Annotated in this window: 12 protein-coding genes; 8 read left to right on the forward strand and 4 right to left on the reverse strand. The window is 41.0% G+C overall.

Translation table 11 applies throughout. The features are described 5' to 3' along the window. Window positions 1–29 precede the first annotated feature (29 nt). From rimM to Q4443_RS00830, 3 genes are read left to right on the forward strand one after another with little or no spacing between them, the layout of a single operon-like run. On the forward strand, window positions 30–548 hold the full coding sequence (gene rimM, locus Q4443_RS00820) for a ribosome maturation factor RimM (protein ID WP_303407834.1): 519 nt from the start codon (window positions 30–32) through the stop codon (window positions 546–548). Then, a complete protein-coding gene (gene trmD, locus Q4443_RS00825) occupies window positions 538–1257 on the forward strand; it encodes a tRNA (guanosine(37)-N1)-methyltransferase TrmD (RefSeq protein WP_002882191.1) in 720 nt (239 codons plus the stop codon). The genes rimM and trmD overlap by 11 nt, the downstream gene beginning before the upstream one ends. 11 nt (window positions 1258–1268) lie before the next feature. Then, window positions 1269–1607 carry an ATP cone domain-containing protein gene (locus tag Q4443_RS00830; protein ID WP_001196045.1) on the forward strand — a complete coding sequence of 113 codons (339 nt, stop codon included), beginning with the start codon at window positions 1269–1271 and terminating at the stop codon, window positions 1605–1607. Between the two features lie 27 nt (window positions 1608–1634). On the opposite strand, the gene Q4443_RS00835 is transcribed toward Q4443_RS00830, so the two are convergent. Then, window positions 1635–1955: a hypothetical protein gene (locus Q4443_RS00835; RefSeq protein WP_049519624.1), complete on the reverse strand. Its 321-nt coding sequence runs from the start codon at window positions 1953–1955 to the stop codon at window positions 1635–1637. A 103-nt stretch (window positions 1956–2058) separates the two neighbouring features. On the opposite strand from Q4443_RS00835, the gene Q4443_RS00840 reads away from it, so the two are divergent. Continuing rightward, complete coding sequence (locus tag Q4443_RS00840) at window positions 2059–2277, forward strand: YdbC family protein (RefSeq protein WP_000807419.1); 219 nt, start codon at window positions 2059–2061, stop codon at window positions 2275–2277. 32 nt (window positions 2278–2309) lie between these two features. Here the strand turns inward: Q4443_RS00840 and Q4443_RS00845 are convergent, their stop codons facing one another. Further along, window positions 2310–2867, reverse strand: coding sequence for a TetR/AcrR family transcriptional regulator (locus tag Q4443_RS00845; protein ID WP_076984608.1), 558 nt, complete (start codon window positions 2865–2867; stop codon window positions 2310–2312). 563 nt (window positions 2868–3430) lie between these two features. Here Q4443_RS00845 and Q4443_RS00850 point away from each other — a divergent pair. Beyond that, on the forward strand, window positions 3431–8164 hold the full coding sequence (locus Q4443_RS00850) for a Cna B-type domain-containing protein (protein WP_303407835.1): 4734 nt from the start codon (window positions 3431–3433) through the stop codon (window positions 8162–8164). 86 nt (window positions 8165–8250) lie between these two features. Here the strand turns inward: Q4443_RS00850 and Q4443_RS00855 are convergent, their stop codons facing one another. Further along, on the reverse strand, window positions 8251–8787 hold the full coding sequence (locus Q4443_RS00855; RefSeq protein ID WP_000709011.1) for a biotin transporter BioY: 537 nt from the start codon (window positions 8785–8787) through the stop codon (window positions 8251–8253). 143 nt (window positions 8788–8930) lie between these two features. Then, window positions 8931–10277, reverse strand: coding sequence for a glutathione-disulfide reductase (gene gor / locus Q4443_RS00860; protein WP_049519629.1), 1347 nt, complete (start codon window positions 10275–10277; stop codon window positions 8931–8933). Window positions 10278–10543: 266 nt separating this feature from the next. Here gor and Q4443_RS00865 point away from each other — a divergent pair, with 266 nt between their 5' ends. Genes Q4443_RS00865 through Q4443_RS00875 form a run of 3 tightly spaced genes read left to right on the forward strand, consistent with a single transcriptional unit; the run spans window position 10544 to window position 13673 of the window. After that, window positions 10544–11728: an efflux RND transporter periplasmic adaptor subunit gene (locus Q4443_RS00865; protein WP_000827877.1), complete on the forward strand. Its 1185-nt coding sequence runs from the start codon at window positions 10544–10546 to the stop codon at window positions 11726–11728. Beyond that, entirely contained in the window at window positions 11712–12413 is a 702-nt protein-coding gene (locus Q4443_RS00870) for an ABC transporter ATP-binding protein (RefSeq protein ID WP_049519658.1), read from the forward strand. Before Q4443_RS00865 ends, Q4443_RS00870 begins: the two co-directional genes overlap by 17 nt. After that, entirely contained in the window at window positions 12414–13673 is a 1260-nt protein-coding gene (locus Q4443_RS00875) for an ABC transporter permease (RefSeq protein ID WP_001180395.1), read from the forward strand. Window positions 13674–13735 lie beyond the last annotated feature (62 nt).

Raw genomic sequence — 13735 nt, forward strand, 5'->3', positions numbered from 1 at the left:
ATGGAAAGAAGGAGAGTACAGGAGACAAGATGAACTACTTTAATGTTGGAAAAATCGTCAATACGCAGGGTCTACAGGGGGAGATGCGAGTCTTGTCTGTTACGGATTTTGCTGAAGAACGATTTAAAAAGGGAGCAGAGCTGGCTTTATTTGATGATAAAGACCAGTTTGTCCAAACAGTGACCATCGCAAGTCACCGCAAGCATAAGAACTTTGACATTATCAAATTCAAAGACATGTACCATATCAATGCGATTGAGAAGTACAAGGGCTACAGTCTCAAGGTCGCTGAGGAAGATTTGAACGATTTAGATGATGGTGAATTCTATTATCACGAGATTATCGGTTTGGACGTTTACGAGGGAGACAACTTGGTTGGAACCATCAAGGAAATCCTACAACCAGGTGCCAACGATGTCTGGGTGGTCAAACGAAAAGGTAAGCGTGATTTGCTTTTACCTTACATTCCGCCAGTAGTTCTCAATGTTGATATTCCAAACAAACGGGTTGATGTGGACATCTTAGAAGGACTAGATGATGAAGATTGATATTTTAACCCTCTTTCCAGAGATGTTTTCTCCGCTGGAACACTCGATTGTTGGGAAGGCTCGAGAAAAAGGGCTCTTGGATATCCAGTATCATAATTTCAGAGAATACGCTGAAAAAGCCCGTCATGTTGACGATGAACCTTACGGAGGCGGTCAGGGGATGTTGCTAAGGGCTCAACCCATTTTCGATGCCTTTGATGCTATTGAAAAGAAAAATCCCCGTGTCATTCTTCTTGATCCTGCTGGAAAACAGTTCGATCAAGCCTACGCTGAGGATTTGGCTCAGGAAGAGGAACTGATCTTTATCTGTGGTCACTATGAAGGGTATGACGAGCGTATCAAAACCTTGGTAACCGATGAAATTTCTCTAGGAGATTATGTTTTGACTGGTGGTGAATTGGCAGCCATGACTATGATTGATGCGACCGTGCGCTTGATTCCAGAAGTGATTGGTAAGGAGTCTAGTCACCAGGATGATAGCTTCTCTTCGGGACTTCTCGAATATCCTCAGTATACTCGCCCTTATGACTATCGAGGCATGGTCGTGCCAGATGTGCTCATGAGTGGGCACCATGAAAAGATTCGCCAGTGGCGACTGTATGAGAGTCTAAAGAAAACCTACGAGCGCAGACCTGACCTGCTAGAAAACTATCAACTAACAGCAGAGGAAGAAAAGATGCTGGCTGAAATCAAAGAAAACAAAGAATAAAGGAGAACCTTATGCAAGTAATCAAACGTAATGGAGAAATTGCTGAATTTGATCCAGATAAAATTTACCAAGCTGTCCTAAAAGCAGCTCAAACAGTTTATGTTTTGACCGATGACTTACGTCAAAACTTAGCTCAAGTTACTAAAAAAGTCGTTTTGGACTTGGAAGAAGCAAAAGTAGAACGTGCGACTATCAGCATGATCCAGTCAATGGTTGAGCACCGCTTGCTTGGAGCTGGCTACATTACAATCGCAGAACATTATATCTCTTATCGCTTGCAACGCGATTTGGAGAGAAGTGGTTATGGCGACCATATCGCTGTTCATCTTCATTTTGAACAAATCCGTTAAGAAAAAGAGTGGGATGCAAAGAACATCTCACTCTTTCTTAAATAGACTTTTCTGAGCTTTTTGTACAGTTGAGGGAACGAAACGAAGTCGCTTAATGTCACTGATACGAATGATTCGAGTTACGTTTTTTGAAAAATTTTTGACGATAATTTGTTGGCGATTAGCATCGTGTTTAACAATATCACCCGTAAAACTTGTCTCAGCAAGTATAACATGAACAGCCGTCTTTCTTTGGATGGCTTGTTCAATCATAGCAGTGAGGGAGTTATCCTGGATTTGCGGATGATCATCATTCCCATTGAGAAAACCATGTAGTTTATCTAGAACTAGTTTGAATGTCTGTCTCATAGAATCCTCCCTTCTTATATATCCACATTATATAAAATTTTCCTAAAAACCACAAGATTTTTACGAATAGACTATAGAAAGCATATCACATAAAGGAGTTAAAATGGCAGAATTTACATTTGAGATCGAAGAACACTTACTGACCTTGTCTGAAAATGACAAAGGATGGACTAAAGAACTAAATCGCGTTAGCTTTAATGGAGCACCAGCAAAGTTTGATATTCGTTCTTGGAGTCCTGACCATACCAAAATGGGCAAAGGAATCACGCTTTCCAATGAAGAATTTCAGGTAATGGTCGATGCCTTTAAAGGGGGACAATAAAAAGAATCTTGAGTGTAACTCAAGATTCTTTTTTAGGACACAATATAGTCACAGAGAGAAGTCTTAGACAATTGAATGAAAGTCTCTCTATACTCTTCAGGGGGGATTGGATTATCTTTACGAATCCAGACTTCAATGAAAGAGATTGCCATGGTCGTAATGATATAAGCGATGTCCTCTTTACTAAAATTATATTTCAGTTGGTAATTAATATTTTTTAGTACCCACTCCGAGTATGTCCCACGCAGAAACTCCTTCCAACATGGGTCGGCTTGAGAATTGTACAAGGCACCGATGACTTCTCGCTTTTCATAGATGAGAGGAAGAACGCGGTCCGCTAAGAGAGTGATGGGATCGCCATCTCTTTCAGGACAGTAGTTGTTAAAAATATTGAAGATTTGTTGATCGGTCTCCTTGTGGATATAATCGATAATATCTTCAAAGTTATTAAAGTGCTTTTGATAAATCGCTTGGCGGGAAATACCAGCTTCTGCAGCAATCTCAGTCATGGTAAAAGAAGTTCGCTGAGGGTTTCTCCTTGCAAGAGTGATAAAAGCATCTAAGATTAACTCTCTAGTTTTGTTTGCCATAACTTTACCTTCCTATCTATAAATATTAAAAATACTAGATTTAGTATTACCCAAGCTTTCCCTTTAGCATAAATAAACTGAATAGATGATTATTTGAAAGCCTCTATAAGACTATTATATCATAGATTTATTAGAAATAACAGATTGTTACAAGGAGGCATTACTTTTTGCAAACTCCTATTATGTCAGTATTTTCAGACAATTCTTAGGAAAGTCATTTTTTATATGGTGTTATGAAATAATATATCAAAACGCTTGACAATGTGTAAATAAATAACTTGATAGATAAAAAGATTTTAATAAAAATATTCAAAGATATGTAGTATAATAGTCGTGGACGATATTTTGCTATATTTCCATCTGATCATGAGTAGTGATACTCCTGCTAAAGATTGAATTTAATATTTTGAATAATGCTAACAGTATATTCTTTACCCAAGCAAAATTACATAGTATAAGGCTCATAACTATGTAATTAATCTACGTGATTGAAAGGGGGTGTTGCTTACGGGGAGAAGACGATGCACTATTCAATCAATTTCAATCATTTAGAAAGGAATATTATGAAAAAGAAAAATTTCAAAAAATTATTATTAACAGTTCTTTTTCCTCTGATGCTCTTGGGGGTGTTTGCTAAAACAACTCAAGTCGAAGCAGCAGACATCACCAATAAAGTTGTCTTTTCAGACGTTAAAATCCTTGCTGAGGATACAGGAAATGCTGATGAAATTTTCTGGCATGCTAAGGGAAGCACTTACAAAGGTGTTTTATTTAATGGGAAGTTTGCTTTTCCTGGCTTAGCTGCCGGAGATATTAAAGAAGGGGATTACTTCACAATCAAAGTTCCAGATGGTTTGTCTCTTAAAGATGCCACTTTGGATTTGATTGATACCTCAAGTAATAAAGTCCTGGGTAAAGTAGTAGCCGACAGCGTAACAGGTGTTATAACTTTTACTTTCAGTAAAGAAGTTGAAGATAAACAAAATGTAAAAGGAACCTTTACCGTTGCGTCAAATGCAACGACGACGGGCACGGAAAACACGGTAACCTATAACCTCCCCGGGGGTACACAAACCATTACCTTTAAACCTTATAAAGATGAAGATGCCGTTAATGTTGAAGGTGAGATTATCCACAAAGGTGGTTGGTCGAACGGTACGGTTAATTATGTAGCGTGGTGGATGCGTGTCAACCGTGCGGCTGAAGATTTAACAGGTAAGACTGTTATTATTAAAGATGCTATTGATAAAGATGGCGGTTCCTTGGCTACCTTCATCGCAGACAGCTTTGTTCTTAAGGCCGTTACTTATGAATCAACGAATACTTCAAAGGCAGACCTAGCTAGTGAGTTGGAAACTTATCAAGTAACAACCGATCCTGCTGCTTATAAGGCTGATTCAGATCACAAAGCTCTTTTGAAGATTACAAACAGTGGTTTTGGTTACGAACTGCTCTTGCCAACCAACACGGGAACAAAGGCTTTCCATCTCGAATATCACACAACTACCCCAGCTGATGGCACAAAAGTTAAAAACTCAGCTGGTATCACTGTAGATGGAGAAGCTCGTCCAACATGGAAATCATGGAATGGTACTACAAACACCAAAACAGTGCACTCAACTGAAGTTTTGGCTGTTAAATCGGTAGGTGCGACAGTTTCGGTTGACCTTGCTGGTAAAGTTAAAATCGTTAAATATGATGAAGGCGATGCTAATGTTAAATTGAAAGATGTTGAATTCGATATTGTCAATAAAGACGACAAATCGAAGAAATACACTATCAAGACAGATGAAAACGGTGTTGCCATCACACCTGTATTGTCAAACGGAACTTACGTTGTTACAGAAGTTCGCACTAAAGACGGATATATTCTAGATAAAACAGAACGTGAAGTTAAGATGACTGGTGAACCTGTTATCTTGAACATTCCGAACAAACGTAAAACAGTTGACTTTACAGCCACTAAAAAATGGACTAAGGGTAACGCAGGAGACTACAAACAAGTAAGTGTAGGTCTTTATGTTCGTAAAGAAAGCGAAGCAGAAACAGACGCTAAACCTGTCACTGGTTCTTATACACCAACTGTAACTGAAAATGATGGTGTCTACACTTATGAGTGGAAAGACCAATTACCGGAACTTGATACAGATGGCAACAAATTAGTTTACTCTGTTCGTGAGTTGGAAGACGGAACAGGTATCCCACTTGCTGAAGGTGCTACTATTAATGGTGCTAGTGGTGCAACTTATACTGTTAAGTATAACACTAACGGCAAAGAAATCACTAACGAAGGCCCAACGCCAGTAAATGCTCAAATCCAAGCAATTAAAAAATTGACTGGTCGTGTTATGAAAGCTGGTGAGTTTGAATTTGACTTGTTCGATGACAAGACAGGTAAAGTTGTTGAAACAGTAACAAATGATGTGGATGGTAATATCATTTTTGCCGAATTAACATTTGACAAAGCTGGTACATACAACTACCACATTGTTGAGAAAAAAGCGAACACAACTGAAAAAGGTGTTACTTACGATGCCAACCCTGTTGGCGTAACAGTTACTGTATCAGCAGATGCTGAAGGCAAATTATCTGCAGCTGTCGCATACGAAAACGATGATAAGACTTTTGAAAACACATACGCTCCTAAGAAAACGTCAGCTCCTATTGAAGTAACAAAAGCTCTTTCAGGTCGTACCTTGAAAGCTGATGAGTTTGAGTTTGTCTTGAAGAATGACGCAGATGGTTCAGAAGTTCAAAAAGTGAAGAACACTGCTGACGGTAAGGTCACATTTGCACCAATCGAATACACTAAAGCTGGAACATACAAGTACACTATCGTTGAAACAAACGCTGGACAAACTATTGACGGTGTAACATACGATAGTCTCGAAGTTAAAGTCACAGTAGAAGTAACAGACGATGGTGAAGGAAAACTTACTGCTAACGTAACTTATCCAGCTGACAAAGAGTTCAACAACAGCTACGGAGCTTCAAAAATTCCGGCTACTCTTGCAGTTAAGAAAACACTTACTGGTCGTGAGTTGAAAGCTGATGAGTTTGAATTTACTTTGACAGACCAAGATGGTAACGTGAAAGAAACAGTCAAGAATGACAAAGATGGAAACGTTAAGTTCTCAGCCTTGGAATTCGATAAAGCTGGAACTTTCACTTACAAGATTGCTGAAAAAGCTGGAACTGCTACAGGCATCACGTACGACTCGAAAACAATCACAGCTACAGTTACTGTAGCGGACAATGGTAAAGGTGCCCTTGAAGCAACTGTTACTTACGACGATGAAAAAGCATTTGAGAACACTTACACTCCAGCAGGGGCTACAAGTGTAACTCTTGGAGCTAAGAAAGTTCTTGAAGGTAAAGACCTTGAAGCTGGTAAATACAGCTTTGAATTGAAGAAAGAAGACGGAACTGTTGTTGAAACGGTGAAAAACGCTGCTGATGGAACAGTGACATTCTCACCAATCTCATATGATGAGAGCCAAGTGGGAACTCACAAGTATACCATCTCTGAAGTTGCTGGAACTGAAACAGGCATCACTTACGATAAGACAGTTCAAGAAGTTGAAGTAACTGTTGTGAAAGTAAGTGCAACTGAATTGAAAGCAACTGCTTCAAAAGAAGCTAACGATCTTGTATTTACAAACAAATACACTCCAGCGAAAACTGAAGTTCCTGTGAAGAAAGTATGGAAGGACGCAAACAACCAAGACGGTAAACGTCCAACTTCTATCACAGTTAAATTGCTTGCAGATGGTCAAGATACAGGTAAAACACTTGAATTGACTGAAGCAAACGGTTGGGCAGGAAGCTTCACAAATCTTGATGCTGATAAAGGCGGAATACCTATCCAGTACACTGTAGTAGAAGTAACTGTTACTGGTTACACTTCTGACGTTACTGGTGACGCTGCATCAGGATTCACCATCACAAATAGCTATTCTCCAGAAACAGTTGATGTAAAAGCAACTAAGAACTGGGATGACGCAAACAACCAAGACGGTAAACGTCCAACCAAGATTACAATCAATCTTTTAGCAGACGGTCAGAAAGTTGAATCGAAAGAAGTTCAAGCAGCCGCAGACGGAACTTGGACTGTCGAATTCACGAAATTAGCAAAATATAAAGATGGTAAAGAAATCAAATACACTGTAACAGAAGATGCCGTAGCAGAATACGAATCAACGATTACAGACTTTACGATCACAAACAAATATGCTCCTAAAGCAATCGACTACAAAGTAACAAAAGTATGGAACGACGCGAATAACCAAGACGGTAAACGTCCTGAGTCAGTAACGGTTCAACTTTATAAAAAAGTAGGAGATGCTGATCCAGTAGCCGTTGAAGGTAAGAAATTGACCTTGACAGCTAAGGATAAGACAGACGCTAACACTTGGGTAGCATCCTTCACAAATCTTCCACAATACGAAGCTGGTAAAGAAATCACTTACTCAATCAAGGAAGTGGATGTACCAGCTGGTTATGAAGCCTCTGTAACTGGTCAAGTAGTGACAAACACTCATAATCCAGAAACAGTTATCCTTTCAGGAACTAAGGTTTGGAAAGATAACAACAACCAAGACGGTAAACGTACAGATAAAGTGAAAGTTCAAATCTTTAAGGGGGAAGGCGAAAAAGCTGAACTCGTTCAAGAAATTGAAGTTTCAGAAGCTACTGGTTGGAAGTTCGAATCAAAAGCACTTCCTAAGTATGAAAATGGTACAGAAATCAAGTACACTGTCAAAGAAGTAGCTGTGAAAGAATATACTTCAACAATTACTCCAGAAAAAGACGGTAAGTATACGATTACTAACGAACATACACCAGAGAAAATTACTGTGAAAGGTAAGAAGATCTGGGATGATGCTAATAATAAAGACGGTATTCGTCCAGACTCAATTACTGTAGCACTTCTTGCCAACGGTAAAGAAACTGGTAAGACTGTAACTGTTACAAAGGCAACAGCTCTATCAGATAACGAGTGGGCCTTCGAGTTTACAGGCCTTGATCGTTACGCAAATGGTAAACCAATCGAGTACACTGTCAAAGAAGTTGGTACTGTGAATGGGTACACAGCAGAAGAAAAAGGTATGAACGTTACAAATACACACACTCCTGAAAAACCAACACCAGGTAAACCAAATGAACCAGGAAAACCAGGTCCAAAACCTCAACTTCCTAACACTGGTGAAAAAGCATCTAACGCAGCAGTAGTTGCAGGACTTGCTTTGATGGCAGTGACTGGTGGATTGTACTTTGTAAGCCGTAAAAATAAATAATCTCTAAAAGAGAGTTAATTTTCAGTTAGTTCTTAGAAAGTAATTGGAAAGGAAATAGTCCAGAACAATTGTTCTGGACTATTCTTTTATCTTGAAAAATATGGAAGACTTTTCAATCGTTCGAGTAGGGGACGACTAATGAAACTAATGGCAATAATCTTACCAAGATCAGGGAGGATAAAGGGAAGGACGCCAACAGCGAGTGCCTTGTCAAGTGGCATACCAGCAAGGAAGTGGAGGCTGAGAATACCTCCGACAAAGACGAGGGAGTCACCCAAGAGGTTGGCTAGGAAAATGCGAATGTAGCCACTTTTTTGATGGATGAGATAAGATGTAAGTCCAGCATAGACAAGGTCGAACCAAAGATAGCCTGCACTTGGGCCGACTAAAACGTGAAATCCAGCTCCTCCCCCTGCAAAAACAGGTAAACCAATGGCACCCAGCAAGAGATAGAGAGCTACAGATAGAACAGCTTCTCTGGGTCTAAAAACAGTAGCAATCAGACCAATCGCAAAGTTTTGCAAAGTGAAAGGTACAGGACCGATAGGGAGACTGATTTGTGCCAATACGGCGATGAGAGCTGCACCGATAGCAGGGATAGCATATATATGAGCTTTTTTCAAAACTGTTAACCTCTTTTCAAAATTATAGTAACTATTATACTAACTCAGAAAGAAAAGTCAACCTATTTTTGAAATCAAGGTAACAATTTTGTAACGGCCGATTTTACAAGTAAAAAGAGACCTCAAGAGGTCTCTTGCGATAATTAGCGCATGGTTACAAATTCTTCTGAAGCGGTTGGGTGGATAGCTACTGTAGCATCAAAGTCCGCCTTGGTTGCTCCCATCTTGATGGCAACCGCAAATCCTTGAATCATCTCATCCACTCCGTAACCAAGTCCGTGAAGTCCAACAACTTTTTCGTCAGCACCGGCGGTGATGAGTTTGAAGCGAGACTCTTGACGATGGCTTGTAACGGCTGAGTACATAGATGCAAAGCTTGACTTGTAGACTTTGATGTTATCTTGGCCGTATTCTTTGATAGCTTGATCCTCGGTCAAACCGACTGTTCCGATTGCTGGGTGGGAGAAGACAACAGTAGGGATAGTCGTGTAGTCCATCTTGGCATTTGTTTTCCCGTTGAAGAGGCGTTCAGATAAGGTACGTCCTGCCTTGATGGCTACCGGGGTCAGTTCCTTCTCACCAGTAACATCTCCAAGAGCATAGATGCCATCTACAACTGTATTTTGGTATTCATCTACTTGGATAAATCCACGTTGGTTGAGTGTGACGCCAGCCTTTTCTAACTCCAGACCGTCTACATTTGGACGGCGACCGGTAGCCCAGATAACTTGGCTGGCAGTGTGACTAGAACCATCTTCGAAATGAATGGTAATACCTTGCTCTGATTCTTCTAGTTTGGCTGGTACCTTATGTGTGTGTAAAGGTAGACCTGTTTTTTCCATTTCATTGACAAGTCCTTCAACGATGTAGCTGTCAAAACCACGCAAGGGACGATCACGACGGACAAACAAATCCGTTTTTACTCCTAGTGCGTGGAGAACACCTGCTAATTCAACGGCGATATAGCCAGCTCCAAGAATCGCAACGGAGTCAGGAAGTTGCTCCCAAGCAAAGACATCGTCTGAGCTGCCACCGAGTTCAGCTCCAGGAATAGTTGGGATGCTTGGACGAGCGCCAGTCGCAATCACGATATGCTTGGCACGAATCAATTCACCATTAACGCTGACCGTATGAGCATCAACGAAATGAGCACGACCTTCAATCAAATCAACCCCATTGCGCTTGAAACTTCCGTCATAAGATGAGCGAGCACGGTCGATGTAGGCTTCACGGTTTTGACGAAGTTTAGTAAAATCAAATTGAACATCTGAACTTGTAAAACCGTAGTCAGGGCCGTAGTGGTGGAAGTTTTCAGCGATTTGCGCTCCATACCACATGATTTTTTTAGGAACACAGCCGACATTGACGCAGGTTCCACCTAATTTTTTCTCTTCGATAACAGCAGCTTTTGCACCGTGTTCGCCAGCGCGGTTCATAGTGGCAATGCCGCCGCTTCCTCCACCGATGGCGATGATATCATATTCTCTCATAGAAAACTCCTTATAGCTTTGATAGTCATATTCTATCGTTTTTATTTTTTGAATGCAAAAATCTGCTACGATAAAAAAATTATAAAAACGCTTGCCAAATTCAAAAAGATATTGTATTATATATCTAGCACAATAATCCAATAAACGAATACCGAACGAAATAATGATCCTGAATTGTCATTGTTTCCATCTGAACTGTTATTGTTTGGGCTTGGTATTTCTGATATAATGGTTTTTGTAAGGCAAAAGAATAAAGGAGCTTAAAAATGAAAAGAAATAAGAAGGCAAAAAAATGGCAATTATACACAGCGATTGGTGTTGCCAGTGCTATTGTTATCGGTGCTGCGGGGATTTTGATTTTTAGACAACCTTCCCAGTCAGCAGTCAAGGAGGAAACCTCTCATATCGTTACTGCTAAGGAAGGTTCTGTTGCTTCATCGGTCCTCTTGTCAGGTACGGTTACAGCAAAAAATGAACAATACGTTTATTTTGATGCTAGTAAGGGAGATTTAGATGAAATTCTCGTTTCGGTTGGAGACAAGGTCGAAGAAGGGCAAGCTTTGGTCAAATACAGCAGTGCAGATGCTCAAGCTGCCTATGATGCAGCCGATCGTGCAGTTGCAAAGGCAGACCGTCATATCGAGGAGTTAAACAAGGCTCGTGAAAATGCATCAGCTACACCAGCTTCTCCACAGGTTCCAACAGAAGCTGGACTCCCAGAACAAGCGCAAGCAGCGACTTCTTCAGTATCCTCTATCGACTCTCAAATCAGTGATGCCAAGGATAACCGTGCAGATGCTGTGGCTCAGCTCAACAAGGCTCAAGCACAGCTAGATGCCGCAACTGTCCTCAGTACACTAGAAGGGACTGTAGTTGAAGTTAATCGTAATGTTTCCAAATCGCCAACAGGTAATAGCCAAGTGGTAGTACATGTCGTAAGTAATGAAAACTTGCAGGTCAAAGGGGAGTTGTCTGAATACAACCTTGCTAACCTTTCTGTTGGGCAAGAAGTTACCTTTACTTCGAAGGTTTACCAAGATAAGAGCTGGACTGGAAAAATCAGCTATATTTCTGATTATCCTAAAAACAATGGAGAAGCAGCAAATGCAGCCCTTGGAGGAAATACTGGCTCTAAGTACCCTTATACTGTTGATGTGACCAGCGATATCGGTGAGTTGAAACAAGGCTTCTCTGTCAGTGTGGAAGTCAAAAATAAGAGTAAGGCCATCCTTGTTCCTTTGACAAGTGTTGTTACCGAAAATGACAAAAACTATGTCTGGATCGTTGACGACCAGAAAAAAGCGAAGAAGGTAGAAGTTACTTTGGGGAATGCGGACGCAGACAACCAAGAAATTACTTCAGGTGTGACAGACGGAGCCAAGGTCATCAGTAATCCAACATCTTCCTTGGAAGAAGGAAAAGAGGTGAAGGATGATGAAAAAATTAATTAGTCTAAAAAATATCTGCAGGAGTTATCGAAATGGTGAGCAAGAACTACAGGTCCTAAAAAATATTAACTTAGAAGTTCATGAAGGTGAGTTTGTTGCCATTATGGGACCATCTGGTTCTGGTAAGTCTACGTTGATGAATACCATAGGAATGTTGGATACACCAACTAGTGGAGAGTACTATCTTGATGGCCAAGAAGTGGCAGGTCTTGGAGAGAAACAATTGGCCAAGGTCCGTAACCAGCAAATCGGCTTTGTCTTTCAGCAGTTCTTTCTCTTGTCCAAGCTTAATGCTCTTCAAAATGTCGAATTGCCCTTGATTTACGCTGGTGTTTCGGCTTCAAAACGTCGGAAATTGGCTGAGGAATTTCTGGAAAAAGTTGAGCTGGCGGAGCGCAGTCATCATTTGCCTTCCGAGTTATCAGGTGGTCAAAAGCAACGTGTAGCGATTGCGCGTGCCTTGGTAAATAATCCCTCTATCATCCTAGCGGACGAACCCACAGGAGCCTTGGATACCAAGACAGGAAATCAAATCATGCAGCTGTTGGTTGAGTTAAACAAGGAAGGGAAAACCATTATCATGGTCACGCACGAGCCTGAGATTGCTGCTTATGCCAAACGCCAAATTGTCATTCGTGATGGGGTCATCTCATCAGACAGTGCTCTGGTAGAAAAGGAGGAAAACTAGATGCAGAATCTGAAATTTGCCTTTTCATCCATCATGGCCCACAAGATGCGTTCCTTCCTCACCATGATTGGGATTATCATCGGAGTTTCGTCTGTCGTTGTCATCATGGCTCTGGGAGACTCCATGTCTCGTCAGGTCAATAAAAACATGACCAAATCACAGAAGGATATCCATGTCTTTTTCTCACCTATCAAAAGCAAGGACGGCTCCTTTACGCAGAAACAATCCGCTTTGACAGTCAGCGGGAAAGAAGAGGATGTTCATGTTGAACCACCAAAACCACTAGAATCCTGGGTCAAGGAAGCTGCCAAACTCAAAGGAGTAGACAGTTACTATGTCACCAACTCGACCAACGTTACCTTGTCTTATAAGGATAAGAAGGTTGAACGAGCGACTCTGACAGGCGGAAATAGCACCTACATGAACGCAGTTGAAAATGAAATCGTTGCGGGTAGAAGTCTAAGACAGCAAGACTACAAGGAATTTGCCAGTGTGATTTTGTTGGATGAAGAACTAGCCAAGAGTTTGTTTGATAGTCCAGAAGCTGCGGTAAATCAAATCATCTCTGTTAATGAATTTAGTTACCGTGTGATTGGCGTTTATACCAGCAATGAAGCCAAAACTGCTAAAGCCTTTGGGATTGGTGGTCTTCCAATTACGACCAATATTTCTCTCGCAGCCAATTTTAATACTGATGAAATTTCGAACATCGTCTTTCGTGTCAATGATACTAGTCTAACGCAGACCTTGGGTCCGGAGTTGGCTCGAAAACTGACTGAGATTGCTGGTCTTCAGCAAGGGGAGTACCAAGTTGCGGATGCAACCGCTGCCTTCCAAGAAGTACAACAACTCTTTGGTTTTATGACCACCATTATCAGTGCCATCGCAGGAATCTCTCTCTTTGTCGGGGGAACTGGTGTTATGAATATCATGCTGGTTTCGGTGACAGAACGCACACGTGAGATTGGTCTGCGGAAAGCTCTCGGAGCTACTCGGGCTAATATCTTGGTACAGTTTTTGATTGAATCCATGATCCTGACTTTGTTAGGTGGTGTCATTGGTCTTGGGATTGCTGCTGGAATGACCATGTTAGCTGGAGTATTGCTTCAAAACATGATTGCAGGTATTGAAGTTGGGGTTTCCCTCCCAATCGCTCTCTTTAGCTTGGCTGTGTCAGCAAGTGTTGGGATGATTTTCGGAGTCTTGCCAGCCAATAAAGCGTCTAAACTTGATCCGATTGAAGCCCTTCGTTATGAATAAGATATAGAACAGAAAAAAACAAGATGGACAGTTGTCTATCTTGTTTTTGTATGGATTTTCCT

This window comes from Streptococcus sp. GP0011 (assembly GCF_030546305.1).
Taxonomy (GTDB): domain Bacteria; phylum Bacillota; class Bacilli; order Lactobacillales; family Streptococcaceae; genus Streptococcus.

Excerpts from the sequence above, each read along its gene's own strand:
- trmD (WP_002882191.1), top strand. The coding sequence starts at position 538 with ATGAAGATTGATATTTTAACCCTCTTTCCAGAGATGTTTTCTCCGCTG.
- Q4443_RS00870 (WP_049519658.1), top strand. The coding sequence starts at position 11,712 with ATGAAAAAATTAATTAGTCTAAAAAATATCTGCAGGAGTTATCGAAAT.
- Q4443_RS00840 (WP_000807419.1), top strand. The coding sequence starts at position 2,059 with ATGGCAGAATTTACATTTGAGATCGAAGAACACTTACTGACCTTGTCT.
- Q4443_RS00850 (WP_303407835.1), top strand. The coding sequence starts at position 3,431 with ATGAAAAAGAAAAATTTCAAAAAATTATTATTAACAGTTCTTTTTCCT.
- Q4443_RS00875 (WP_001180395.1), top strand. The coding sequence starts at position 12,414 with ATGCAGAATCTGAAATTTGCCTTTTCATCCATCATGGCCCACAAGATG.
- Q4443_RS00835 (WP_049519624.1), bottom strand. The coding sequence starts at position 1,955 with ATGAGACAGACATTCAAACTAGTTCTAGATAAACTACATGGTTTTCTC.
- Q4443_RS00845 (WP_076984608.1), bottom strand. The coding sequence starts at position 2,867 with ATGGCAAACAAAACTAGAGAGTTAATCTTAGATGCTTTTATCACTCTT.
- Q4443_RS00830 (WP_001196045.1), top strand. The coding sequence starts at position 1,269 with ATGCAAGTAATCAAACGTAATGGAGAAATTGCTGAATTTGATCCAGAT.
- gor (WP_049519629.1), bottom strand. The coding sequence starts at position 10,277 with ATGAGAGAATATGATATCATCGCCATCGGTGGAGGAAGCGGCGGCATT.
- rimM (WP_303407834.1), top strand. The coding sequence starts at position 30 with ATGAACTACTTTAATGTTGGAAAAATCGTCAATACGCAGGGTCTACAG.
- Q4443_RS00865 (WP_000827877.1), top strand. The coding sequence starts at position 10,544 with ATGAAAAGAAATAAGAAGGCAAAAAAATGGCAATTATACACAGCGATT.